Below are 22,202 nucleotides of genomic sequence, written 5' to 3'. Positions count from 1 at the left end.
TGCCCTTGATATATAAGGGTCCTAGTAAGCCTCGGAAATAACGAGGCCAACATGACCAGAAAAAATGTCCTGCTTATCGTCGTTGATCAATGGCGAGCAGATTTTATCCCCCACCTGATGCGGGCGGAGGGTCGCGAACCCTTCCTCAAAACTCCCAATCTTGATCGCATTTGCGGGGAAGGACTGACCTTCCGCAATCACGTCACGACCTGTGTGCCGTGTGGACCTGCAAGGGCAAGCCTGCTTACGGGCCTCTATCTGATGAACCATCGGGCAGTGCAGAACACGGTTCCGCTCGATCAGCGCCATTTGAACCTCGGCAAAGCCTTGCGCGCCATCGGCTATGATCCTGCACTCATCGGTTACACGACGACGACGCCTGATCCACGCGCGACCTCTCCCAGAGATCCGCGTTTTACGGTCCTTGGTGATATCATGGACGGGTTTCGCTCGGTTGGCGCATTTGAACCCAATATGGATGGGTATTTTGGCTGGGTGGCACAGAACGGCTTTGAACTGCCAGAGAACCGCGAGGATATCTGGCTGCCGGAGGGTGAGCATTCCGTTCCCGGTGCTACCGAAAAGCCATCGAGGATCCCGAAGGAGTTTTCGGATTCTACATTCTTCACGGAACGCGCGTTGACATATTTGAAGGGAAGGGACGGCAAGCCTTTCTTCCTGCATCTTGGCTATTATCGCCCGCATCCGCCGTTTGTCGCCTCCGCGCCTTATCATGCAATGTACAAGGCCGAAGATATGCCTGCGCCCGTTCGCGCCGACAATCCGGATGCCGAGGCGGCGCAGCATCCGCTTATGAAGCATTATATCGATCATATCAGGCGCGGTTCGTTCTTTCATGGAGCGGAAGGTTCGGGTGCAACGCTGGACGAGGGCGAGATTCGCCAGATGCGGGCCACGTATTGTGGCCTGATCACGGAAATCGACGATTGTCTGGGGCGGGTCTTCGCTTATCTCGATGAAACTGATCAGTGGGACGACACACTAATCATCTTCACCAGCGACCACGGCGAGCAGCTCGGCGATCATCATCTACTCGGCAAGATCGGTTATAATAACGAGAGCTTCCGCATTCCTTTGGTCATAAAGGATGCAGGACAGAACCGATACGCTGGCCAGATCGAAGATAGCTTTTCCGAAAGCATCGATGTTATGCCGACCATCCTCGAATGGCTGGGCGGGGAAACGCCACGCGCCTGCGACGGACGTTCGCTACTGCCGTTTCTGGGCGAGGGGAAACCCACCGACTGGCGTACCGAACTGCATTACGAGTTCGATTTTCGCGACGTATTCTACGATCAGCCGCAGAACTCGGTCCAGCTTTCCCAGGACGATTGCAGCCTCTGTGTGATCGAAGATGAAAACTACAAGTATGTGCATTTTGCGGCCCTGCCGCCGCTGTTCTTCGACCTGAAGACAGACCCGCACGAATTCAAAAATCTGGCTGAAGACCCCGCTTATGCGGCTCTCGTTCGCGACTACGCCCAGAAGGCTCTGTCGTGGCGGCTGTCTCATGCCGACCGGACACTCACCCATTACAGATCTGGCCCGCAAGGGCTGACAACGCGCAACCATTGATCTCAGGAGCAACCAAATGATCAATCTGACCCGACGCGGGATGCTCGGCCTTTCAGCCGGTGCCGCTGGCTCGCTCATCCTGCCGCGCTTTGCAATAGCACAGGCTGACAATCGCCCATCGATCACCATTGCCGTGCAGAAAGTGGCGAACAGCAATACGCTCGACGTTCTTCGCGAACAGTCGAATGTCGGTGAACGTGTTTTCTTCTCCAGCCTTTGGGAAGCACTGATCGACCGCGACTGGCTGGGTGGTCTTTCAGCGGTACCAGGTCTTGCGACCGAATGGACCCGCATCGACGACAAGACCGTTGAACTGAAACTCCGGCAGGGTGTGAAGTTCCACAACGGTGACGAGATTACCGCCGAAGACGTTGCCTTCACTTTTGGCAAGGAACGCATGTTCGGTGATACGCAGCCAGCCGAAGGCAAGACGATTTACGTCTCGGAGAAAAACCCGCTCGGTCGTGAAAGCAAGGAGTTGCCGCTTGAAGTGCCCGCGACTGCACGCCGCTCGTGGCCAGCCTTACTGGGTGTCGAAGTGGTCGACAAATACACGGTGCGCTTCAAAAATGGTACACCCGACGTAACCATGGAAGGCCGTATCTCGCGTTACGGCAGCCAGATCATGAGCCGTCGCGGCTGGGAAGAATCCCCCAGCTATCTCGACTGGGCGCGCAAGCCGGTTACCACCGGACCTTACAAGGTTGTCGAGTTCAAGCCGGACAATATGCTGGTGCTTGAAGCGCACGACGAATATTGGGGCGGGCGTCCGCCGCTAAAGCAGATCCGCTTCATCGAAGTGCCGGAAGTTGCGTCCCGCATCAATGGTCTGCTCTCTGGCGAATACCAGTTTGCTTGCGATATTCCACCAGACCAGATCGAAGGCATCGAAAAGAATGACGCTTTCGAAGTTCAGGGCGGCACGATCCTCAACCATCGTCTGACCGTGTTCGACAAGTTCCATCCTCAGCTGGAAAATCCATTGGTGCGTCGCGCATTCACCCATGCGATTGATCGTCAGGCCATCGTGGATTCGCTGTGGGCCGGTCGTACTGTCGTTCCGGCTGGTCTTCAGTGGGATTACTACGGCGATATGTTCGTTCAGGGCTGGAATGTTCCGGAGTATAACCCGGATCTCGCCAAACAGCTTCTGAAGGAAGCCGGTTACAAGGGTGATGCAATCCCTTACCGCCTGCTCAACAATTACTATACCAACCAGACCCCGACTGCGCAGGTCCTCGTGGAGATGTGGAACCAGGTGGGCCTGAACGTCGAAATCCAGATGCAGGAAAACTGGCAACAGGTTCTGGAAAAAAGCCCGGGCCGCGCCGTGCGTGACTGGTCCAACTCCGCGCCGTTCAATGATCCGGTTTCTTCCATCGTCAGCCAGCATGGTCCGAACGGTCAGCAGCAGCAGGTCGGCGAATGGACGAATGAGGAAGCGAACAAGCTCTCAGTCATTCTGGAGACCAGCACCGATCATGCTAAGCGCAAGGAAGCATTCAAGCGGATGCTGGAAATCTGCGAACGGGAAGACCCTGCCTACACGGTCCTGCATCAGAATGCGACTTTCACTGCCAAGCCGAAGTCTCTGAAGTGGAAGGCAGCGCCCGCTTTCGCAATGGACTTCCGCAAAGACAACTGGGCCTGATCCATTCGTAGAGGCGAGCCCGGTTCAGTCGGGCTCGCTTTTCCTTTGGGGTTTCAAGCCCCGCGACTGTGAATGAACCAGAAGGATTGCATGATGCCGCTGGTCGAAATTTCCAATCTCAAGGTAGCCTTTGATGGCGTACCGGTTCTGCATGGTATCGATCTCTCGATTGAACGAGGCGAAGCCGTGGGACTTGTCGGTGAATCCGGCTGCGGCAAGTCGGTGACCTGGCTTGCGGCGCTCGGCCTCCTGCCGAAGAAGGCGTCGATCTCCGGTAGCGCTCTCCTTGAGGGAACAGAATTACTGACTGCGTCGCGCGGTACGCTCGAAAACATTCGCGGTGGGCGTATTGCGATGATCTTTCAGGATCCGTCGAGTTCCTTGAACCCTGTTATCCGGGTTGGGCGTCAGATCGAGGAGGCTGTGCTGCTTCATCGTCATATCAAGGGGGCGGCCGCCCGAGCAGAAGCCCTACGGTTGATGGAACTGGTTGGAATTCCCGATGCACGTCGCCGTATTGATAATTATCCGCACGAGTTTTCCGGTGGTCAAAACCAGCGTTTGATGATCGCCATGGCGCTTGCAGGCAATCCCGACATCCTTATCGCTGACGAGCCCACGACGGCGCTTGATGCAACGATTCAGGCTCAGATTCTCGATTTGCTGGCCGCCTTGCGTGCCGAAACCGGCATGGCCGTGGTCTTTATCAGCCATGATCTAGGTGCTGTTTCGCAAATTTGCGAACGAGTTTCCGTCATGTATGCCGGCTGCATTGTCGAACAGGCACGGACCGATGCGCTCTTTGCCGCTCCGCGCCATCCCTATACGCACGGCCTGTTTGACTCCATTCCCAGTCTCAACGGTGGGCGCAGTCGTCTGATCCCTATCGATGGCACGGTGCCAGAGCCCGGCAAGCTTCCGTCAGGCTGTGCGTTTTCTCCACGCTGTTTGAGTGCAACGGATCTCTGCGCGCGTAGCCTCCCAAGGCTCGGTGTTCCGCAGGATGATGCCGGTGAGGGACGTGCAGTCGCCTGTTTTCATCCCTATCCGGCCTCGTCGCATTCGCCGTCATCGATGGGCGGTCATATTTCAATCCCGGCGGGCACAAGGGCAATAGCACAATGACCGCCGCTCTCATCGAAGCTCGCGACCTCGTCAAAACCTATACGTCGCGCAAGGGCTTTTTTGCACAACCGGTTGCTGTGCGCGCTGTCGACAGACTCTCGATATCGGTCGCTCCGGCGACGACTCTGGGAATTGTTGGAGAATCCGGTTCCGGTAAGTCCACAACGGGGCGTTTGCTTCTCGGTCTGGAAGATCCCAGCGAAGGAGAGGTTACTTTCGAAGGCTCGGCGTTGCCGCCTCAAAAGACTGCAAGCTGGCGCGCATTGCGAGCACGTATGCAGCTCGTTTATCAGGATCCTCTGGCTGCTCTGGACCGGCGACTCCCGATTGGCCGCCAGATTGCCGAACCGCTGGAGATTCATGGAATTGGAACTCCAGTTGAGCAGAAAGCGCGCGTTGCGGAACTGATGCGAGCGGTCGGGCTTCGTCCAGATCAGGCTTCGCGCTACCCTCACGAGCTTTCGGGCGGACAGCGTCAACGTGTTGTCATCGCTCGAGCCATCGCGTGTAAACCGCAACTCATTGTCTGCGACGAACCTGTGTCGGCGTTGGATGTTTCCATTCAGGCGCAAGTTGTGAATCTCTTGCGGGACTTGCAGGAGCGCGAAGGCATCGCCATGGTTTTCATCAGCCATGATCTGAAGGTGGTGCGTAACATCGCGGATCGTGTCGCGGTCATGTATCTGGGCCGTATCGTAGAAGAGGCATCTTCGGACGAAATTTTTGCCCGACCGTTTCACCCCTATACGCAGGCACTCGTGTCCAGTGTCCCCGTCGCGGGGATACCTCTCAGTGACCGCATCATCCTGCAGGGGGAGCCGCCTAATCCTGCCGCACGGCCCAACGGCTGTGCCTTTCATCCACGCTGTCGTTTTGCCGCTCCGCGCTGCAGCAACGAGACACCTGAACTCCTCGACATGCCAGCGGGACGCAAAGTGGCTTGCCACTTTGCCGGAACTCTGCAGACGGACGACATTCATGCTTAGATTTTTGATGGTTCGCGGGTTTCGCGCGTTTGTGACCATTCTTCTTGTGGTGACATTCGCGTTTGTTGTCTTGCGCATGTCCGGTGACCCTGCCCAGATCATCATGGGACCTGACGCTCCACCTGAAGCCATAGCCGCTTTCCGGAAGAACTGGGGGCTCGACGATCCACTCTGGCAGCAATATCTGCGTTATTTCGGAGCCATTGCACGCGGTGATCTTGGAATATCGATGCGTGACGGCCAATCGGCAATCGCACTTGTGGTTGAACGCATTCCGGCCACCCTCCAACTGACGATACCCGCACTTCTGATCAAACTTGGACTGGGCATTCCCGCCGGTATTTATGCTGCTCTGCACCGCAACAGCGCTATTGACCGGGCAGTCATGGCGACCGCCGTCATAGGCTTCACTTTGCCAAGCTTCGTTTTAGGGCTGCTTCTCGTGCTGGTCTTCTCGGTTTCGCTGGGATGGTTGCCCTCTGGCGGACAGGATAGCTGGATGCACGCCATTCTGCCCATAATCACCATGGGGCTCGGTGGCGCCGCGATACTGGCGCGTTTTTCCCGCAGCGCAATGATCGAGATTCTGGGGCAGCCTTATATTCGCACAGCTAGTGCAAAAGGTGTGTCCTGGCGGAATGTCGTTTGGCGGCACGCACTACCCAACGCGGCTATTCCAATCGTCACCATCGTGGGTTTCATGGTGGGGTCGCTGATTGCAGGTGCAGTGGTCGTTGAATCACTCTTTTCCTGGCCGGGGGTGGGCAGATTGCTCGTGGTTTCCGTCGCCAATCGCGATCTCGCTATCGTGCAATGCATATTGCTGCTCGTGGCAGTGACGATGGTAATCTCCAATTTCATCGTCGATCTTCTCTATGGTTATCTCGATCCGCGTCTGCGTCAGACGCAGGGCAAAGCGTGAGGTTGGACCGATGACGGATGTAACCGCCAATGCAGCCGCTGTTTCAGTGCAACCGAAAAAGGGTCGTTCGCGCATTCCGCTTATGGTCATCATCGGCTTTATCTGGATCGCGGCAATGATCCTGATTGCTATGACTGGGGATTGGATAAAGCCCTACAACATCACAGCTTTCGATTTGAAAAACCGCCTCGCACTGCCGGGAAATCCGCAGCACTGGCTGGGTACCGACGAGCTGGGACGTGATGTGCTTTCACGCCTGATCGAGTCCATTCGCATTTCGTTGCTCATTGCTTTCGGCGCAACGATTATCTCGGCGGTATTCGGCACGACGCTTGGCTTTCTGGCAGCCTATTTTCGAGGTGCCGTAGAGCAGGTTGTCGTCATGCTGGCAGATTTTCAGGCAGCACTGCCATTCCTGATCCTGTCGCTTGCCGTACTTGCATTCTTCGGTAGCTCACTTCTGCTTTTGACCTGCCTTATGGGCTTCTATGGCTGGGAACGGTATGCCCGTATCGCACGCGGACTGGCTGTTTCGGCGAACGCGCAAGGCTATGCAGCAGCAGTCACCCAACTCGGCGCAACACCGTCACGTGTTTATCTCAAGCATATCCTGCCGAATATTGCTTCGACGCTGATTGTTTCCATGACGCTGACATTTCCGGAAATTATTCTCCTCGAAAGCAGCCTTTCGTTTCTGGGATTGGGCGTGCAGCCGCCAATGACCAGCCTTGGCAATATGGTCGGTTATGGCCGTGAGTATCTTACCCGTGCGCCGTGGATCATGCTTGCGCCGTCATTCGTAATCATGTTCACGACGCTGTCGATCAGCTTTGTCGGTGACTGGCTGCGTGACAAGCTGGACCCGACAACCAAATAAGATCGTATGCCCTCATTATCGCGAAGCGGCACTTGAACCTTGCGATTGTGAAAGTGAGTTGCTCAGAGCGGTTCCGGTTGAAACTGAATCTTGGAAGCGCTCTATCGTTTTGTTTTTACGCATTATCCCACGCAAAACCGCTTCGCACTTTTGCTGGAAATGCTCTAGTGTGAGGCGACGGAATTTTATGGGAACTGACTTCTTATGTTGAAGAATATCAATCCACTGCTGACCGGTTCGCTGCTCGAGGTCCTTGCAGATATGGGGCACGGGGACGATCTCGTGATTGTCGATGCTAATTACCCGGCGCAGTCCTCCGGTGTACACGTGCTAGATTTTCCGGGGATCACTGCAACCGATATGGCCGAAGCCGTGCTGTCGCTGCTGCCTTTGGACGATTTTGTCGACAAGCCAGCGGCTGTCATGCAAGCGCCTAATGAAACGCCGGCGATCTTCAAGGAATTCGAAACGGTCATAGAAAAGGCGGAGGGCCGGAAGATTTCCGTCGATCCGGTTGAAAGATTCGCTTTTTATCACCGCGCTCGTGACGCCTTCGCGATTATTCGCACTGGTGAGAAGCGGCTTTATGGCAATATCATCTTCAAGAAGGGCGTTATCCGTTCCTGATTGGCGCCGTAGATATTGACGCATAAAAAAACCCGGGAGTTGAGCCCGGGTTTTTATTTCAGATTTATTCCTGTGGCTTCTCTGCCTGACCCTTCATTGGGCCTTTGTGATTGCCCATCTGGTGTGGACCCTTATGGTGTGAGCCCTTTGCGTGATGGTTCATCTTCGCAGTGCGCATTTCGCTGCGATCAATTTTGCCATCCTCGTTCCGATCCAATGCAGCGAATTCCTTCTTGCGTTGGTTTTCAACTTCCGCAAGCGTGACCTTGCCATCGCCATTGACGTCAAGACGACGTTCCATGCGATCGGCCGCACGGCTCACGACGCGCTTAAGCGCCAATGCTTCGATCTCGTCTCGAGAAAGTACGCCATCGCCGTTGGTGTCGGCGGCCTTAAGGTCATCCATACGCGAGAATTTCTCAAGATCGATGGGGCCGCGCTGGCCCTTCATATCTTTTTTCGGGGAAACGGCCGTCTCTGCTGCCGGTTTATCAGTATTTGCACTGCTATTTTCTTGTGCAAGTGCGGGAACAGCAAGCAAAGATGTTGCAATTACAGCGATAAATGCGGTCTTCGATTTCATGGCTATTTGACTCCGTTACTCTTTTACAGGCGCGCCGCTAAATGGCGTACGAGTAATGTCTGTCTTTTTAGATGAACCGCATATGAATATGCCAATTAATTATCGGTAATGTATTGGGAGGGGAGTTAGAAAACCAAAGCCGATGTGCTTGAAAATGAAAGCAGACCTGCAGCCGATACGGCGTGTACTTGATCGGATTACGACAAAGTACGTCCGACCCATCAGGGTCTGTTATCAGCGGAAGCGTTTGTTTTCAAAAGAGAAAATGGTGGGTGATGTAGGGATCGAACCTACGACCCGCTGATTAAGAGTCAGCTGCTCTACCAACTGAGCTAATCACCCACTCGCTTTGCCGAGGCAGCGGCCCCGGTGAAGTGAGCGGTTCTATAACGGCCTCTTTTCAACCTGTCTAGCCTCCAGTCGCAAATTTTCTGAAAAAAATGACAGCTTGCGCAGAAAGCCCAGAAATGCGGACGTTTTCGATTTCCATCTTTGCCCGCAAGGCGTGTCTTTTTTAAGGTTACTTATTCTGGTTGCATCTGTTTGGAGGCGTTTTAGAGAATCAAGAATAAGAGATTCTTGATTTGATTCACTTTTTCACGTTTGCAGCGTTGTAAGCGGAACCAGAGGACTCCATATTCGGCAATGCTGGACTTATACCGTCCGGCGGGGAGGTTTTGTTCAGGGAGTAGGACTACGCTGCAAATGTCGCAGCCATGTCATCAATTTTTGATGCTTGTCTGAGAAGCTACGGCATATAAAAGACTTGATCGGTTGGTAGTTGTCCTGAATCCATGGATACCGACACCGCCCCAAAAACTTATCAGAGCAAGGCGCTTTATGCACCGGGTTGCCCTTGCCGAAGAAAATAGGAACGGCTCACATCGTTTCAAAATCCGGTTCGCGACATTTGAGGACGGAATGGAAAGTATAATAGGCGATCTCGGACAGTTTATTTCCGATCATCGGGCATGGGCTGGGCCTATCGTGGGGATTATCGCCTTCGGCGAATCTCTCGCCATTATAGGAATGTTCATTCCAGCTACGCCGATAATGATCGCCATCGGCGGCCTCGTGGGTGCCGGAATCATCGAACCCATTCCCGTCATCATTGGCGCAATCATCGGCGCTGTGATTGGCGACATCATTTCCTATTTTCTTGGCTGGTGGCTTGGCCGCAATATCATTCACAAGTGGCCGCTCAACAAGCATCGTAGCGGCGTGGCGCGCGCACGCCTTCTTTTCCGTCGCTATGGCTTTTCGGCGGTGTTTCTGGGGCGTTTCTTCGGTCCCGTACGTTGCACGGTGCCGATGGTGGCAGGTATGATGTCCATGGATCAGACGCGCTTCCAGACAGCCAACGTTCTCTCTGCGTTGGTATGGGCTCCGCTGATGTTCCTTCCCGGCTGGCTGGCAGGACGTGGCGCTGGCATTTTTGCCAGGATGGACGGCGATCACATGTTCTGGTTTGTGATCGGAATCACTATTCTCACCATTATCGCGACGGTCATCGGTGTACGTTTTTTCAAAGCTCGCCCGCGCCGGGAGCGCAAGCGCCGCGTTCACGTCTCACCGGCTGAATGATCGGCCTCTTGTGCCGCAGGCTTCGGTCTGCTTAATAGCAGAACCATATGTTCCATATGGCAACCGGTGTCGCTGAGGCTTCATGCCTCGCAAGCGCCCCATGTAAGGTTCATCGCGCTTAATGCCCGACGACAGTTCTGACGATTCGTCTTCTCGAAGTCCGAGTTCCCCGGAGGGGTGTTCGGACTTCGCGCGTATTGAACAATTCCCGATAATCTTCGTCTGCATCAGGCTGGCCCGCACAATAGCGGCCCGGCCACAAACTGCTTGCGCTGAATTTTCCAATTTCTGTTTCTGCTGATCTTTAAAGGAGCCGACATATCATGGACTGGTCCATGGACTGGATTGCCGACCCCAATGCCTGGATAGGTTTGGTGACATTGGTGGTACTCGAGATCGTTCTCGGTATCGACAATCTCGTCTTCATTGCCATTCTGGCTGACAAGCTGCCCCCGCACCAACGCAATCGCGCGCGGCTGATCGGTCTTACTCTGGCTCTTTTGATGCGCTTGGTGCTGCTCGCTTCGATTTCCTGGATTGTTACCCTGCGCGAGCCATTGGTCTCGTTGATGGGGATGTCGTTCTCGGGCCGAGACATCATCATGCTGATCGGTGGTCTGTTTCTGCTTGCCAAGGGCACCATGGAGCTCCACGAGCGGCTAGAGGGTGATCATGGGCCTAAAAGTTCCAAGGTCGTGCATGCCGTGTTCTGGCAGGTGATCGTTCAGATTGTTGTCCTTGACGCTGTGTTCTCGCTGGATAGCGTAATCACTGCTGTAGGCATGGTTCAGCATCTGCCGGTCATGATGATCGCTGTCGTTATTGCCATTGGCGTGATGATGCTTGCTTCCAAGCCGCTGATGGATTTTGTCAACAAGCACCCCACCGTCGTCATCCTTTGTCTCGGCTTCCTGATGATGATCGGCTTCAGCCTGGTGGTGGAAGGTTTCGGCTTCCATATTCCAAAGGGCTATCTGTATGCGGCTATCGGCTTCTCGGTGTTGATCGAAGCGGCCAACCAGATGTCGCGACGCAACCGTGAGAAGCTTGTAACTACCAACGATCTGCGGGAGCGCACGGCCGGTGCGGTCCTGCGTCTGCTCGGTGGCAGTCGCGGGGAGAATCCGCTCTCCGACACGGTTGACGTTATTGCCCAGCAGACGGCGGCCAGCGATATTTTTCTCCCAGAAGAAAAAGAGATGATCCGTGGCGTTCTCGATCTGGCTGATCGGCCGGTGCGTTCCATCATGTCTCCGCGCAATGAGATCGAATGGCTTGACCTCGATGAAGACGAGGCGGAGCTTGATGCGGCCATTCGCAAGCTGTCGCATTCGCGCGTCATTGTTGCGCGCCGTCAGGTCGATGAGTTCGTTGGTGTGGCGCTGGTCAGAGATCTGCTACTCGATATCGGCGATAGGAAGCCTATCGACTGGGATAAAACGGTAAAACAGCCGCTTGTCGTGCACGAGAATGCGAACGTGTTGCGCGTCATGGAGCAGCTACGCAACTCTCCTGTACAGATTGCAGTGGTTGTTGACGAGCATGGCTCTTTCGAGGGGGTCGTGACGCCGACTGACGTTCTCGAAGCTATCGCTGGCGAATTCCCGGACGAAGATGAAGTGGCGGCTGTCGCTCAGTCGGACGGGCAGGGTGGTTATCTTGTGGACGGGTTTACCGATATCCGCAGGTTGAGCGGTCTATTGGAGCGCGACCTTGTGGATGATGGTGACCGTTATACAACCCTTGCAGGCTACGTTCTCTGGCACCTGGGACATTTGCCGCTGGGGGGCGAAAACTTCGCGGCTGACGGCTTGGAGTTCAAGATCGAGTCGATGAACGGACGCCACATCGGCAAGGTCCGTATCACGCCTTCAAACGACTACGAGGTTTAGCAGGAATAAATTTGCGAGCTGGCCGGGCTGGCTCGCAAATTATTTCACACCGTTAACTCCGATAAAATAAGTAGGTTATTGACAAAAGTCCGGAAGCCTTCAAAATTAACGCATCGTTCATTGTTGCGGCGAAAGCGCGACAAATTTGAGCGTGATGCAATGAGGAGGCTTGGCATGAGGCGAACTGTTCAACTGCTCGCAACGAGAATGAAGAATGCGTTTTTGCGTGTCCCTGCCTTTCTGGAACAGCCTTGGCGCGAGATGAAGTTGAATGCAGAAGAGATTGCAGCCCGCCGCCGCAGCCGGTTGGATCGTGGCGAGCATAACTTTCTTTGGTGCTGGCAGCATCGCGGTTTCTGGTAAGCCCAGACAGGCGAAAAATTATCGAAGGCAGGAGGTGGAAATCTCCTGCCTTTTTGTATGCTTTTTAAGGTTTTGCTCCGGATGAGAATTATTTTCTCATGCCGGTATATGGTTTGGATGCAGGTTCCACGATCGGTCTGAAATGTAGTTTATATATTTAAATCAATGATTTAGATTGATTTTGTTTCTTCTCTCGTTAGATTTGTTTTCTGAAAACAATCCATATTAGAGCGCTTTTCGCAAACAGCGCGGTGGGGATGGGTCTAATGAGAAAAATTATTCTATACGCGGCGGTGGCCCTTGGTCTTGGCTCTGCCCCGGTTCACGCGCAGGAGCCGACGGAAATTTTGAATGTTTCCTATGATATTGCGCGGGAACTTTACGAGCAGGTCAACAAAGCGTTCATCGCCGATTGGAAGACGAAAACCGGCGAAGATTTGACCGTTAATCAATCCCATGCCGGTTCCTCGAAACAGGCGCGTTCGATTCTGGAAGGGCTTGAGGCGGACGTCGTTACGTTCAATCAGGTGACCGACGTGCAGGTCCTGCACGACAAGGGTAACCTGATTCCTGCGGACTGGCAGCAGCGGCTGCCAAACAACTCGTCGCCTTATTATTCGCTTCCTGCATTCCTTGTCCGTGAGGGCAATCCGAAGAACATCAAGAATTGGGACGATCTGGCGCGTGACGATGTGAAGGTGATCTTCCCGAACCCGAAGACCTCGGGCAATGCGCGTTATACCTATCTCGCTGCTACTGCCTATGCGAACGAAGCGTTCAAGGGCGATCAGGCGAAGGTACACGAATTCATCGGGAAGATTTTCAAGAACGTCCCTGTGTTCGATACAGGCGGCCGTGGCGCAACGACCACTTTTGCCGAACGTGGCATTGGCGACGTATTGGTGACCTTCGAGGCTGAAACACGCGGAACCGAGAAGGTTCTAGGCCCGGACAAGTATGATGTCGTTGTCCCCGAAGTCAGTCTTTTGGCGGAGTTTCCAGTTACGGTCGTCGACAAGGTCGTAGACAAGCGTGGATCGCGTAAGATTGCTGAAGCTTATCTGAATTATCTCTATTCCCCGGAAGGCCAGGAGATTCTGGCTCAAAATTTCAATCGCGTGCATGACAAGGACGTCATCGCAAAGCACAAGGATATCTATCCTGATGTGCGTCTCGTGACGGTTGAAGATGCTTTCGGTGGCTGGGAGAAGGTGCAGAAAGAACATTTCGCCGAGGGCGGAGTGCTCGATCAGCTCTTCACCGGCAAATAAACAGAGCCAATTGGCGATCCCCGACGGGATCGCCTGCTTTTCGGAAAAATCCAGTGGCGCTTCTAAGCATGAAACGTAATTCTGTGCTGCCGGGGTTCGGACTGACCCTCGGCTGCACTTTGCTTTATCTGGCGGTGATCGTAGCCCTGCCGCTTCTGGCCATGATCCTGAAGACCGCAAGTCTGGGCTGGAGTGACTTCTGGAGCATTGTGACTTCGGACCGGGCGCTGGCAACCTATAAGATCACCTTGAGCGCCGCTGCGGTGGCAACCGTGTTCAATGGCTTGTTCGGCCTTCTGCTGGCTTGGGTGCTGACGCGATATGAATTTCCGGGCAAACGTCTGATTGATGCTGCTGTCGATCTTCCCTTCGCTCTGCCTACCGCCATAGCTGGTTTGGCACTCGTAACCTTGTTTGCCCAGAATGGCTGGTTCGGACGGTTTCTTGAACCAATCGGAATAAAGGTTGCCTACGCACCGCTTGGCATCATGATTGCGATGTTCTTTACCAGTATCCCATTTGTGGTCCGTACGGTTCAACCGGTGCTGGAAGATATGAGCGCCGATGTGGAAGAGGCCGCGCGTAGCCTTGGGGCCAGTTCCTGGCAGATATTCTCCCATATTATCTGGCCGACCATTTTTCCGGCTTTTCTTGCAGGCTCGTCGCTTTCCTTCGCGCGCAGCCTCGGCGAGTTTGGTTCGATTGTCTTTATCTCGGGCAATCTTCCCTTCGAGACCGAAGTGACATCGCTGCTCGTTTTCATTCGGCTTGATGAATATGACTACCCCGCCGCTGCTGCACTTGCATTTGTGATGCTTGTTACGGCTTTCGTCATGCTTCTCGTGACAAACCTCATTCAAGCGAGGCAGCTTCGTTATGCAGAACGCTAGCGCAAGCCTACAGGCGCGAAACTCCGGACCGGCGCGCAATCTGTTGATCTGGTTGGCGGCTGGTTTGTCGGTGATTTGCATCGGAGCACCGCTTGCAATCATCTTCTCCTACGCGTTCAGCAAAGGTGTCGGTGTTTTCTTGAGCGAAATATTGAAACCCGACACATTGCATGCGGTCTGGTTGAGCATTCTCACGGCTATCGTCGTGGTGCCGATCAATATGGCCTTCGGTGTCTGTGTTGCCTGGCTTGTAACCAAGTTCCGTTTTCCGGGTCGGCGGCTGCTGATTACCTTCGTAGAGATACCGTTCTCCGTATCGCCTATCGTGGCCGGTGTGACCTATCTTTTCCTCTATGGATCACAAGGTCTGCTGGGGCCGTTGCTGGAAGCCTACGACATCAAGATCATGTTCACGGTTCCGGCGATTTTTCTTGTCAGCCTTTTCGTAACTTCACCCTTCGTGGCGCGTGAACTGATCCCGCTTATGGAAGTGCAGGGGAGCGATGAAGAAGAAGCGGCGCTGACACTTGGCGCTAATGGCTGGCAGACCTTCTTCTATGTCACTTTGCCTAATATCAAATGGGCGTTGCTCTACGGCGCTGTGCTTTGCAATGCGCGTGTCATGGGAGAGTTTGGAGCAACTTCGGTCGTCTCGGGTGCAATCCGCGGCAAGACCAACACGCTGCCGCTTCAGGTGGAATTGCTGTTCAATGACTATAATGTCGCTGGTGCTTTCGCTGCGGCTTCGACACTTGCGTTGATCGCTCTTCTAACTCTTGTTTTGAAGGTTCTGCTCGAACGCAGGCAAGGCGCTTAGAGCGCGTTTCGATCTGATTGGATCAGATCGGCGCTCTAACCTCTTTTATTTGAAGCATAATCTTATCGATCCTCGTTTCACTCGGGTCGGATTATGCTCTAAACAGGAAAGCCGCCCATTCGAAGAATGGACGGCTTGCGGTCACGCTGCTTGGGAAAACGTGTTATTTATCGGTTCTCTGTGAAGAGAAGATGCGAGAATAACTCCCTCCGGCCAGCGACTGAAGCCGCTTGCTACGTTGATGTGACCGGCATGGCCGAGATCGACGAAACCCGATCCCCACACATCCGAAAGCGCTTCAGCCTTGGCAAAGCTCATATACTCATCATTGCGGCTCGCAACGACGACGGACGGGAAACCCAGCTCGTGGCGTGGGAGTGGAGCAAAGCTCTCGAAACGGCTGTCCTTGCGGGCCATGGTTTCAGCATCGGCCGGTGCAACGAGAAGGGCGCCTGCCACGTGAGCTGCCGATGGGCGGCTTGCCAGATGTGCGACGAGCACGCAGCCGAGGCTATGGGCGACCAGAACTGCGCCTGGATTTTCGGCGAGTTTGGCTTCAAGCGCGTACATCCAGTCGGATAGCACCGGATAGTGCCAGTCGTCCTGTTCGACGAGTAATGCTGACGGATCGTCATGCAACCATTGGCGCTGCCAGTGGCCTGCTTCCGATCCCTTGTAACCAGGGATGATCAATGTCGCAGGCATGCGTTGTTCCTCTTGAATAAAGCCTTGGGAGGGCGTTCAATTTCGCAGTTTGCAGTCTTTGCGAAACTGGTTCCAAGATAGGCGGCTTAAGCCGCCGTTTTAAGGAAAATAAATTCAATTTATGGCGGCTTTTGTGAAAGTTATGCTCCGCCATCGACCCGCTTCTATTTTCGCTGTTTTTCGTTCCACCGCAGGAGAAACTGCGACTTCTCGAAGACCAGTACCACCACGAGCGACATCGCGAATGGGATGAGAAGATAGAGGAGGCGAAAGACGATCAGCGCTGCCAGCACATCAGCCTGATTCATATCCGGCAAACCGGTGAGGAAAACGAGTTCCAGAACACCAAGACCGCCCGGAGCGTGTGAGATCAGGGCGGCCGAGAACGAGACAAGAAAGATGCCGAGAATAATGAGGAAACCGGGATTGCCGGCCTCTGGCAAGGCGAAATAAATGATACCGGCGGCACCGATCAGTTCCAGCGGCGCAACGACGAGCTGCTGCACAACAACCGACATGCGCGGATATTCCAGACGAAAACTGCCGATCTGAAGCGGGCGCAGGCGCAGCCAGCTGCCAAAGACATAAAGCAGCACGAATGCCAGCATCAAAAGTGCGATGACGATAGAGACGGTCGGTGTCAGTTCTTCGTTGAAGCGCATGAGAATATGCGGCTCCAGCAAGAGAACGACGCTGGATGTCATGATGACGCCGAGAATGAATGTGAAAGAACAGAAGGCGATGAGCACAGCGATTTCACTGCCGGGCATACCTTGTGAGGAATAGGCCCTGTAGCGCACGACCGCACCAGAGACGACCGAGGCGCCGATATTGTGTGACAAAGCGTAGGTGGTGAAGGAACAAAGCGCGATAAAGAGCCAGGAAATTTTGCGCTTGAGGTGCAGGAGCGCAATACGATCATAACCCGCAAGTGAACTGTAGGCCAGAAGCGCCGACGCTGCCGCCAGTGCCCAGTGATGGGCGCGAATAGCATAAAGGCTGTCCAGAACATCATCGAGTGAAATGCTGCGAAGTTCACGATAGAGGAGCCATGCCGAAATACCGACTGCGCAAATACCCACGACCGGCCAGATGTAATCCTTTGCTTTCATCAACCGGTCACCATGCCTTCATGCTTCATGTCGTCCCCTTTTTTGCCCACGATATCGGTCGATCTGTCTTCCGATATTATCCCTGATATGTTGGTCCGAGATTCGTTTTCCGTGTTTTTCTTTGTAATCTCAGTCCCAATCGCCTTAGCCATGGCGGCTGCGATTTCTTCTTCTCCCAGAATAACAAAGTCTGCGCCAAGGTCCTGCAAATATTGCGCTTCGGCTTTCGAACAGGCGCGCACGATGATGCTGATTTCAGGGTTTGCCGCTTTGGCCAATGCGGTCACCCGTCCAGCTTCGAAAGCATTGGGTATTGCGATGACCAGATGTCGAGCTGCCGCCGGATTGGCCGCTTTCAGTATTTCTGAATCTGAGGCGTTGCCGGCAATGACTTCAATGCCTTTATCCTTCAGCGATGCGCTAATTTTCGATGAATCTTCGATGACGAGAAAAGGCGTGGTCTCTGCCAGCAATCCTGCTGCGATCCTTTCGCCGATCTGGCCATAGCCAACGAGAATGGTGTGTCCGGTCAGCAGAGTTTGGGGCAGGGGCTCAGGTTCGGAAATGCTGAGTTCGACACCTGCGTCTTCACCGGTTGACGTCTCGCTTTTGTTTCGCTTTTCGATCCACGGTCGCATCCGTTCCGCTACGATGAACACGAGCGGATTGAGGAAGATCGAGAGGATTGCACCTGCGAGAATGAGATCGCGACCCGCTGGCGGGAGTAGATTAAGACTGACGCCCAACCCCGCAAGAATGAAGGAAAACTCGCCGATTTGCGCAAGGCTTGCCGAAATGGTGAGCGCCGTGCTGACGGGGCGACGGAAAGCGCGCACGATGAAGAATGCTGCGACCGATTTGCCGATAAGAATGATCGCGAGCGTTCCGAGGAGGGGGAGAGGATCACGAACAAGACTCATCGGGTCGAACAACATGCCGACCGAGATGAAGAACAGTACCGCGAAGGCGTCGCGCAAGGGGAGAGACTCTTCCGCTGCCCGATGGCTGAGTTCGGATTCGCTCATCACCATGCCGGCAAAGAAAGCCCCCAGCGCGAAGGAAACTCCAAACAGATGTGCCGCGCCGAAAGCGACGCCCAGCGCTATGGCTAGGACACCAAGGCGAAACAATTCTCGGGAACCGGTCTGGGCTACAACGTTCAGAAGCCACGGTATGACCTTGCGCCCCACGATGAGCATCAGGGCGATGAATAGAACAACCTTGGCAATGGTGAGAAGAATGATGCCGCCAATGCCAAGGCCAAGCCATGAAATGATAGGATCGCTCGCTGCCGAACCTTCTGCACGGCCGGTTACGCTGGCGACGGCTGGAAGCAGCACCAGCGCCATGACCATGGCAAGGTCTTCAACGATCAGCCAGCCGATGGCAATACGCCCGCGTTCGGTATCGATCAGGCGGCGCTCCTGCATGGCGCGCAGCAGAACGACAGTACTGGCTGTCGAAAGAGCCAAGCCGAAAACCAGACCTGCCTGTACGTCCCAGCCAAGAGCGAGGCCAAGGCCGGTGCCGAGTGCAGCGGCGGCGGCAATCTGTGCAAGTGCACCCGGAACCGCGATGGCTTTGACGGAAAGAAGATCTTTGAGTGAAAAATGCAGGCCAACCCCGAACATCAGCAGGATGACGCCAATCTCGGCAAGCTGGAGAATAAGGTCCTGATCAGCAACAAAACCGGGCGTATGGGGACCGGCGATGACGCCAGCCAGAAGATAACCGACGAGGGGAGAGATTTTCAGACGGGTGGCTATCGCACCGAAGATGAAGGCCAGGCATAACCCGATGACGATTGTCGCTATCAAAGGCGTGTCATGGGGCATCAGGTGCCTTCCCCCTATGGATTCTCAGTTCTGTAAGGTGGGAGCCGGGCAAGGACTGAACCTTGCCCGGCGAACGGGTTATTTCTGCGCTGCGGCGCTATCTTCAATAGCCTGATGCGCTTCCTTGCGGTGCTGCCACCAGTTGCCCAGCAGAAGCAGGATCGGAGCTGCGATGAAGATCGACGACGATGTTGCGATAAAGATACCGAACAGCATCGGCACGGCAAAATTATGAACCGCGCTGCCGCCCCAGATAGCCATCGGGAGCATACACAGGAACGTCGTCATCGATGTGTAAATACAGCGGACGAGCACCTGATTGATACTCATATCGATGATTTCACGGAGCGGCTTTGATTTATAAAGGCGCATGTTCTCACGCATGCGGTCATAAACCACGACCTTATCGTTTACCGAGTAGCCGATAGCGGTCAGAAGTGCTGCGATGGCGGTCAGGTTGAAGTCGAGCTGGAACAGCGCGAAGAAGCCGACCATCTTTGTGGTGTCCAGGATAAGCGTGATGATCGCGCCCATCGCGAAGAACCATTCAAAACGCCACCAGAGATAGATGAGCATGCCGAGTGCCGACAGGATGACGGCGATGAAGCCTGAGCGGGCCAGTTCACCGGACACTTTCGGACCGACGACTTCCGTCCGCTCGATTTTCACACCGGGATCCAGCTCGGTTACGGCTTCGCGCATCTTGTTGACGGCGACCGTTTGTGCTTCTTCGCCACCGTCCTGACGCTGGACGCGTATCAGAACATCATTCGGACCACCGGCGGACTGAAGTGCAACCTCACCAAGTCCCAGCGACCCCAGCTGTGCGCGCAGTTGCGCCAGGTCGGCTGGTTGTGACGTGACGATTTCCGCCTGAATGCCGCCCTTGAAGTCGATGCCGTAATTTAGCCCTGGCTTGAAGAATAGGCCGATCGACAGAATAGACAGCACGATTGAGACGCCAATGCCAACAAAGCGGGCGTTCATGAAGCTGATATTCGTCTTTTCCGGGACGAATTTCAGGAATGGCTCGATGACGAGCACTTTCAGCTTACGCTTGCGAACGTACCAGGCCATCACCATGCGAACCAGTGTCACATCGGTGAACATGGAGATCGCGATACCGAGCATCATGGTGATTGCAAAGCCGCGAACCGGGCCCGTGCCGAAGGTGAACAGCAGCAAGGTGGAGATAAGGGATGTAACGTTCGCATCCACAATAGTGGAGAAGGCGCTGTGGAAGCCCTTGTCCAGCGCGGCCATGGCGCCGAGGCCTCGCCGCGTTTCTTCGCGAATACGTTCGTTGATGAGAATATTGGCGTCAACCGCAATACCGATACCGAGAATAATACCGGCGATACCGGGCAATGTCAGCGTTGCGCCGATAAGGCTCAAGGCGGAGAAAGTGAGCAGGGTGTGGAGCAGCAGCGCCACATTGGCAATCGTACCCCAGACGCCATAAAGGAGCTGGATGAAAACTGCGACAAGCACGAAACCGACGATACCGGTGATCAGGCCCATCTTGATGGCATCGCCGCCAAGATCCGGACCAACGGTGCGTTCTTCGATAACGGTCAGTGGAGCAGGCAGGGCGCCAGCGCGCAGCAATGCCGAAAGAACGACTGTATCCTGAACGGTGAAGCTGCCGGAAATTTGCCCAGAACCGCCAGTGATCGGTTCACGGATGACTGGTGCACTTAGCACCTTGCCGTCAAGCACGATGGCGAACGGACGATTGACATTCTTCGTCGTAATGTCCGCGAACTGGCGTGCACCGAGGCTATCGAAACGGAAGGACACGATCGGCTCATTGGTGCGCTGGTCAAAGCCAGCGCGCGCATCGGTGAGACGCTCGCCGGAAAGAGCGATCTGATCCTCAATCGGGTACTTGATATTCGGATCCTTGGAATCTGGCATAATGCTTACGCCGGGAGGCGGAGCATCGTTCGGATTGGCATCGGCGACCATATGGAAGCTCATTTTCGCCGTGCTTCCGAGAAGCTGGCGAAGCTGTGCCGGGTCCTGAAGACCTGGAAGCTGAACGACGATACGATCCGAGCCAACACGCTGGATGGAAGGCTCTGCGACACCGACCTGGTCGACGCGCTGACGGATAATTTCAAGGCTCTGCTGGAGAGCGGCATCAAGACGATAATTGAAGCCAGCCTCAGTCAGGGTCAGACGCACCTGATTGTCATTCGATGCGACGTCAATGTCGTTAATTGCTGTGCCGAAGCCGCTGGTATTGACCTGCGAGATCAAAGTACGCAGTGCAGTTTCCGCTTTGGAGCGCTGGTCGGCGTCAGGAATGGTCACGACAACGGCATCGCCGACAGCCCGGATCGACTGCGGCTGGATACGCTCGGCGCGCAGCTTGCTGCGGGCATCGTCAAGCAAAGTTCGCAAACGGTCCTTTTTCAGGCTCGCTGCATCGACTTCAAGCACGAGATAGGAGCCACCGCGCAGGTCAAGCCCGAGCGTAACCTGACGCTTCGGGAACCAGGATGGCATCGCCTCAAGTTGCTTCTGGGTAAAAAAATTGGGCAAGGCGATGATTATGCCGATCGCGACGATCAGGCTATAAAGCACAACCACCCATTTCGAAGTACGCATGGATTAAGGTTCCGGTTGATACGCCCCAATTGCCACTCGATCAGTGGCGGTACGGGCATTGTTTGTATTGGTGTTCGGGATCGGTAAGGGCCAATCTTCAAGAATGGCGTATTATGCGCTTTTCGGAGGCGCACGGGCAGAGCCAAAATGTCTCTGCAAAACTGCAAGGCGCTGGGGAATCTGCGCCGATTCAGGTAAATTTGCATTTGGAAAAACAATAGCGACCACTGCAACAGGCAGTGCTGCTCCGGTGCCATTGAGATATGCGGCCTTGATCTTGGCAGCCATGGCTTCGATCAGAATTGCCCGCATGGGCTGCGGCGAGGGGGAGGACTGCTGGCGAACGGGTGTCGCTGGGCTGCCCTCAATCTGTCTTGCCACGATGCCGCCGGACTGACCGCGAGCCACGTCGCCGCCAAGCGTCGAAAAGTCCACGGCAAACAGAAAGGCCGTAAACGACAGAACGCACGTAACAAACAGCATGAATCCATGCTGTTTGTGCTGTTCCGTGTTTTTCATGCCCTTCATCAAATCGCTGAGACTTTCTTTAGAGTCTATCCGTGGAGTTGAGCCAGCTTTTCACACTCATTGCGAATCCTCATTAATCATTTGTGTTCACGCGAACAAGGAAATACTGGCATCAAGGCCTGTCTTATACGTTATGGATCCGCTTCCCGCGCATTATGAAATCTTGTAAGAGCCACGCCTTGCATCCGTTTTAGGGCGCTTTATGTTGAAACCATGTCTTGTTTA

General features: G+C 54.6%; 19 protein-coding genes and 1 tRNA gene. 13 read left to right on the top strand and 7 right to left on the bottom strand.

The genetic code is table 11. The features are described 5' to 3' along the window. Positions 1–51: 51 nt before the first annotated feature. From pehA to CQZ93_RS08460, 7 genes are all read left to right on the top strand, one after another. Positions 52–1,596 (top strand): phosphoric/sulfuric ester hydrolase PehA, encoded by a 1,545-nt coding sequence (pehA, locus tag CQZ93_RS08490; RefSeq protein ID WP_105542175.1) that lies wholly within the window; start codon positions 52–54, stop codon positions 1,594–1,596. A gap of 16 nt (positions 1,597–1,612) precedes the next feature. Further along, the gene (locus CQZ93_RS08485; protein ID WP_105542174.1) at positions 1,613–3,247 is read left to right on the top strand and encodes an ABC transporter substrate-binding protein; all 1,635 of its coding nucleotides are present in this window, start codon (positions 1,613–1,615) and stop codon (positions 3,245–3,247) included. 90 nt (positions 3,248–3,337) lie between these two features. Continuing rightward, on the top strand, positions 3,338–4,372 hold the full coding sequence (locus CQZ93_RS08480) for an ABC transporter ATP-binding protein (RefSeq protein WP_105543236.1): 1,035 nt from the start codon (positions 3,338–3,340) through the stop codon (positions 4,370–4,372). After that, the gene (locus CQZ93_RS08475; protein WP_105542173.1) at positions 4,369–5,358 is read left to right on the top strand and encodes an ABC transporter ATP-binding protein; all 990 of its coding nucleotides are present in this window, start codon (positions 4,369–4,371) and stop codon (positions 5,356–5,358) included. Before CQZ93_RS08480 ends, CQZ93_RS08475 begins: the two co-directional genes overlap by 4 nt. Continuing rightward, on the top strand, positions 5,351–6,280 hold the full coding sequence (locus CQZ93_RS08470) for an ABC transporter permease (protein WP_105542172.1): 930 nt from the start codon (positions 5,351–5,353) through the stop codon (positions 6,278–6,280). The genes CQZ93_RS08475 and CQZ93_RS08470 overlap by 8 nt, the downstream gene beginning before the upstream one ends. A gap of 10 nt (positions 6,281–6,290) precedes the next feature. Continuing rightward, complete coding sequence (locus tag CQZ93_RS08465) at positions 6,291–7,157, top strand: ABC transporter permease (RefSeq protein ID WP_105542171.1); 867 nt, start codon at positions 6,291–6,293, stop codon at positions 7,155–7,157. A gap of 204 nt (positions 7,158–7,361) precedes the next feature. Further along, positions 7,362–7,784 carry an RbsD/FucU family protein gene (locus CQZ93_RS08460; protein WP_105542170.1) on the top strand — a complete coding sequence of 141 codons (423 nt, stop codon included), beginning with the start codon at positions 7,362–7,364 and terminating at the stop codon, positions 7,782–7,784. 64 nt (positions 7,785–7,848) lie between these two features. Here CQZ93_RS08460 and CQZ93_RS08455 read toward each other — a convergent pair whose 3' ends face one another. Together CQZ93_RS08455 and CQZ93_RS08450 are read right to left on the bottom strand one after the other, a co-directional pair. Then, positions 7,849–8,367 carry an EF-hand domain-containing protein gene (locus CQZ93_RS08455; protein ID WP_105542169.1) on the bottom strand — a complete coding sequence of 173 codons (519 nt, stop codon included), beginning with the start codon at positions 8,365–8,367 and terminating at the stop codon, positions 7,849–7,851. Between the two features lie 266 nt (positions 8,368–8,633). Continuing rightward, positions 8,634–8,709, bottom strand: a tRNA-Lys gene (locus CQZ93_RS08450). A gap of 579 nt (positions 8,710–9,288) precedes the next feature. On the opposite strand from CQZ93_RS08450, the gene CQZ93_RS08440 reads away from it, so the two are divergent. The 6 genes from CQZ93_RS08440 to cysW all read left to right on the top strand — a co-directional run bounded on the left by CQZ93_RS08440 (position 9,289) and on the right by cysW (position 15,184). Continuing rightward, positions 9,289–9,951: a DedA family protein gene (locus CQZ93_RS08440; RefSeq protein ID WP_105543235.1), complete on the top strand. Its 663-nt coding sequence runs from the start codon at positions 9,289–9,291 to the stop codon at positions 9,949–9,951. A 323-nt stretch (positions 9,952–10,274) separates the two neighbouring features. Beyond that, on the top strand, positions 10,275–11,843 hold the full coding sequence (locus CQZ93_RS08435; RefSeq protein WP_105542168.1) for a TerC family protein: 1,569 nt from the start codon (positions 10,275–10,277) through the stop codon (positions 11,841–11,843). 174 nt (positions 11,844–12,017) lie between these two features. Continuing rightward, positions 12,018–12,206 (top strand): hypothetical protein, encoded by a 189-nt coding sequence (locus CQZ93_RS26345; RefSeq protein ID WP_146114435.1) that lies wholly within the window; start codon positions 12,018–12,020, stop codon positions 12,204–12,206. 266 nt (positions 12,207–12,472) lie between these two features. After that, positions 12,473–13,477, top strand: a complete 1,005-nt coding sequence (locus CQZ93_RS08430; protein WP_105542167.1) for a sulfate ABC transporter substrate-binding protein — start codon at positions 12,473–12,475, stop codon at positions 13,475–13,477. Between the two features lie 68 nt (positions 13,478–13,545). After that, positions 13,546–14,367 carry a sulfate ABC transporter permease subunit CysT gene (gene cysT, locus CQZ93_RS08425; protein WP_105542166.1) on the top strand — a complete coding sequence of 274 codons (822 nt, stop codon included), beginning with the start codon at positions 13,546–13,548 and terminating at the stop codon, positions 14,365–14,367. Further along, positions 14,354–15,184, top strand: coding sequence for a sulfate ABC transporter permease subunit CysW (gene cysW / locus CQZ93_RS08420; RefSeq protein WP_105542165.1), 831 nt, complete (start codon positions 14,354–14,356; stop codon positions 15,182–15,184). The genes cysT and cysW overlap by 14 nt, the downstream gene beginning before the upstream one ends. Positions 15,185–15,325: 141 nt before the next feature. Here cysW and CQZ93_RS08415 read toward each other — a convergent pair whose 3' ends face one another. The 5 genes from CQZ93_RS08415 to CQZ93_RS08395 form a co-directional block, all read right to left on the bottom strand. Next, positions 15,326–15,889: an alpha/beta hydrolase gene (locus CQZ93_RS08415; protein ID WP_105542164.1), complete on the bottom strand. Its 564-nt coding sequence runs from the start codon at positions 15,887–15,889 to the stop codon at positions 15,326–15,328. Positions 15,890–16,053: 164 nt separating this feature from the next. Beyond that, entirely contained in the window at positions 16,054–17,001 is a 948-nt protein-coding gene (locus CQZ93_RS08410) for a lysylphosphatidylglycerol synthase domain-containing protein (protein WP_105542163.1), read from the bottom strand. After that, entirely contained in the window at positions 17,001–18,836 is a 1,836-nt protein-coding gene (ybaL, locus tag CQZ93_RS08405; RefSeq protein WP_105542162.1) for a YbaL family putative K(+) efflux transporter, read from the bottom strand. Before ybaL ends, CQZ93_RS08410 begins: the two co-directional genes overlap by 1 nt. A 78-nt stretch (positions 18,837–18,914) precedes the next feature. After that, positions 18,915–21,449 carry a protein translocase subunit SecD gene (gene secD / locus CQZ93_RS08400; protein ID WP_105542161.1) on the bottom strand — a complete coding sequence of 845 codons (2,535 nt, stop codon included), beginning with the start codon at positions 21,447–21,449 and terminating at the stop codon, positions 18,915–18,917. Positions 21,450–21,560: 111 nt separating this feature from the next. Continuing rightward, positions 21,561–21,977, bottom strand: coding sequence for a hypothetical protein (locus CQZ93_RS08395; RefSeq protein WP_105542160.1), 417 nt, complete (start codon positions 21,975–21,977; stop codon positions 21,561–21,563). Positions 21,978–22,202 lie beyond the last annotated feature (225 nt).

It is taken from the genome of Ochrobactrum vermis (assembly GCF_002975205.1).
GTDB lineage: Bacteria > Pseudomonadota > Alphaproteobacteria > Rhizobiales > Rhizobiaceae > Brucella > Brucella vermis.
Note: the sequence above shows the minus strand (reverse complement) of the source record. Positions and strands in the feature narration are given on the sequence as shown.

Excerpts from the sequence above, each read along its gene's own strand:
- CQZ93_RS08485 (WP_105542174.1), top strand. The coding sequence starts at position 1,613 with ATGATCAATCTGACCCGACGCGGGATGCTCGGCCTTTCAGCCGGTGCC.
- CQZ93_RS08475 (WP_105542173.1), top strand. The coding sequence starts at position 4,369 with ATGACCGCCGCTCTCATCGAAGCTCGCGACCTCGTCAAAACCTATACG.
- CQZ93_RS08480 (WP_105543236.1), top strand. The coding sequence starts at position 3,338 with ATGATGCCGCTGGTCGAAATTTCCAATCTCAAGGTAGCCTTTGATGGC.
- pehA (WP_105542175.1), top strand. The coding sequence starts at position 52 with ATGACCAGAAAAAATGTCCTGCTTATCGTCGTTGATCAATGGCGAGCA.
- CQZ93_RS08470 (WP_105542172.1), top strand. The coding sequence starts at position 5,351 with ATGCTTAGATTTTTGATGGTTCGCGGGTTTCGCGCGTTTGTGACCATT.
- ybaL (WP_105542162.1), bottom strand. The coding sequence starts at position 18,836 with ATGCCCCATGACACGCCTTTGATAGCGACAATCGTCATCGGGTTATGC.
- CQZ93_RS08410 (WP_105542163.1), bottom strand. The coding sequence starts at position 17,001 with ATGAAAGCAAAGGATTACATCTGGCCGGTCGTGGGTATTTGCGCAGTC.
- CQZ93_RS08460 (WP_105542170.1), top strand. The coding sequence starts at position 7,362 with ATGTTGAAGAATATCAATCCACTGCTGACCGGTTCGCTGCTCGAGGTC.
- CQZ93_RS08435 (WP_105542168.1), top strand. The coding sequence starts at position 10,275 with ATGGACTGGTCCATGGACTGGATTGCCGACCCCAATGCCTGGATAGGT.
- CQZ93_RS08395 (WP_105542160.1), bottom strand. The coding sequence starts at position 21,977 with ATGAAGGGCATGAAAAACACGGAACAGCACAAACAGCATGGATTCATG.
- secD (WP_105542161.1), bottom strand. The coding sequence starts at position 21,449 with ATGCGTACTTCGAAATGGGTGGTTGTGCTTTATAGCCTGATCGTCGCG.
- cysT (WP_105542166.1), top strand. The coding sequence starts at position 13,546 with ATGAAACGTAATTCTGTGCTGCCGGGGTTCGGACTGACCCTCGGCTGC.
- cysW (WP_105542165.1), top strand. The coding sequence starts at position 14,354 with ATGCAGAACGCTAGCGCAAGCCTACAGGCGCGAAACTCCGGACCGGCG.
- CQZ93_RS26345 (WP_146114435.1), top strand. The coding sequence starts at position 12,018 with ATGAGGCGAACTGTTCAACTGCTCGCAACGAGAATGAAGAATGCGTTT.
- CQZ93_RS08440 (WP_105543235.1), top strand. The coding sequence starts at position 9,289 with ATGGAAAGTATAATAGGCGATCTCGGACAGTTTATTTCCGATCATCGG.
- CQZ93_RS08455 (WP_105542169.1), bottom strand. The coding sequence starts at position 8,367 with ATGAAATCGAAGACCGCATTTATCGCTGTAATTGCAACATCTTTGCTT.
- CQZ93_RS08415 (WP_105542164.1), bottom strand. The coding sequence starts at position 15,889 with ATGCCTGCGACATTGATCATCCCTGGTTACAAGGGATCGGAAGCAGGC.
- CQZ93_RS08465 (WP_105542171.1), top strand. The coding sequence starts at position 6,291 with ATGACGGATGTAACCGCCAATGCAGCCGCTGTTTCAGTGCAACCGAAA.
- CQZ93_RS08430 (WP_105542167.1), top strand. The coding sequence starts at position 12,473 with ATGAGAAAAATTATTCTATACGCGGCGGTGGCCCTTGGTCTTGGCTCT.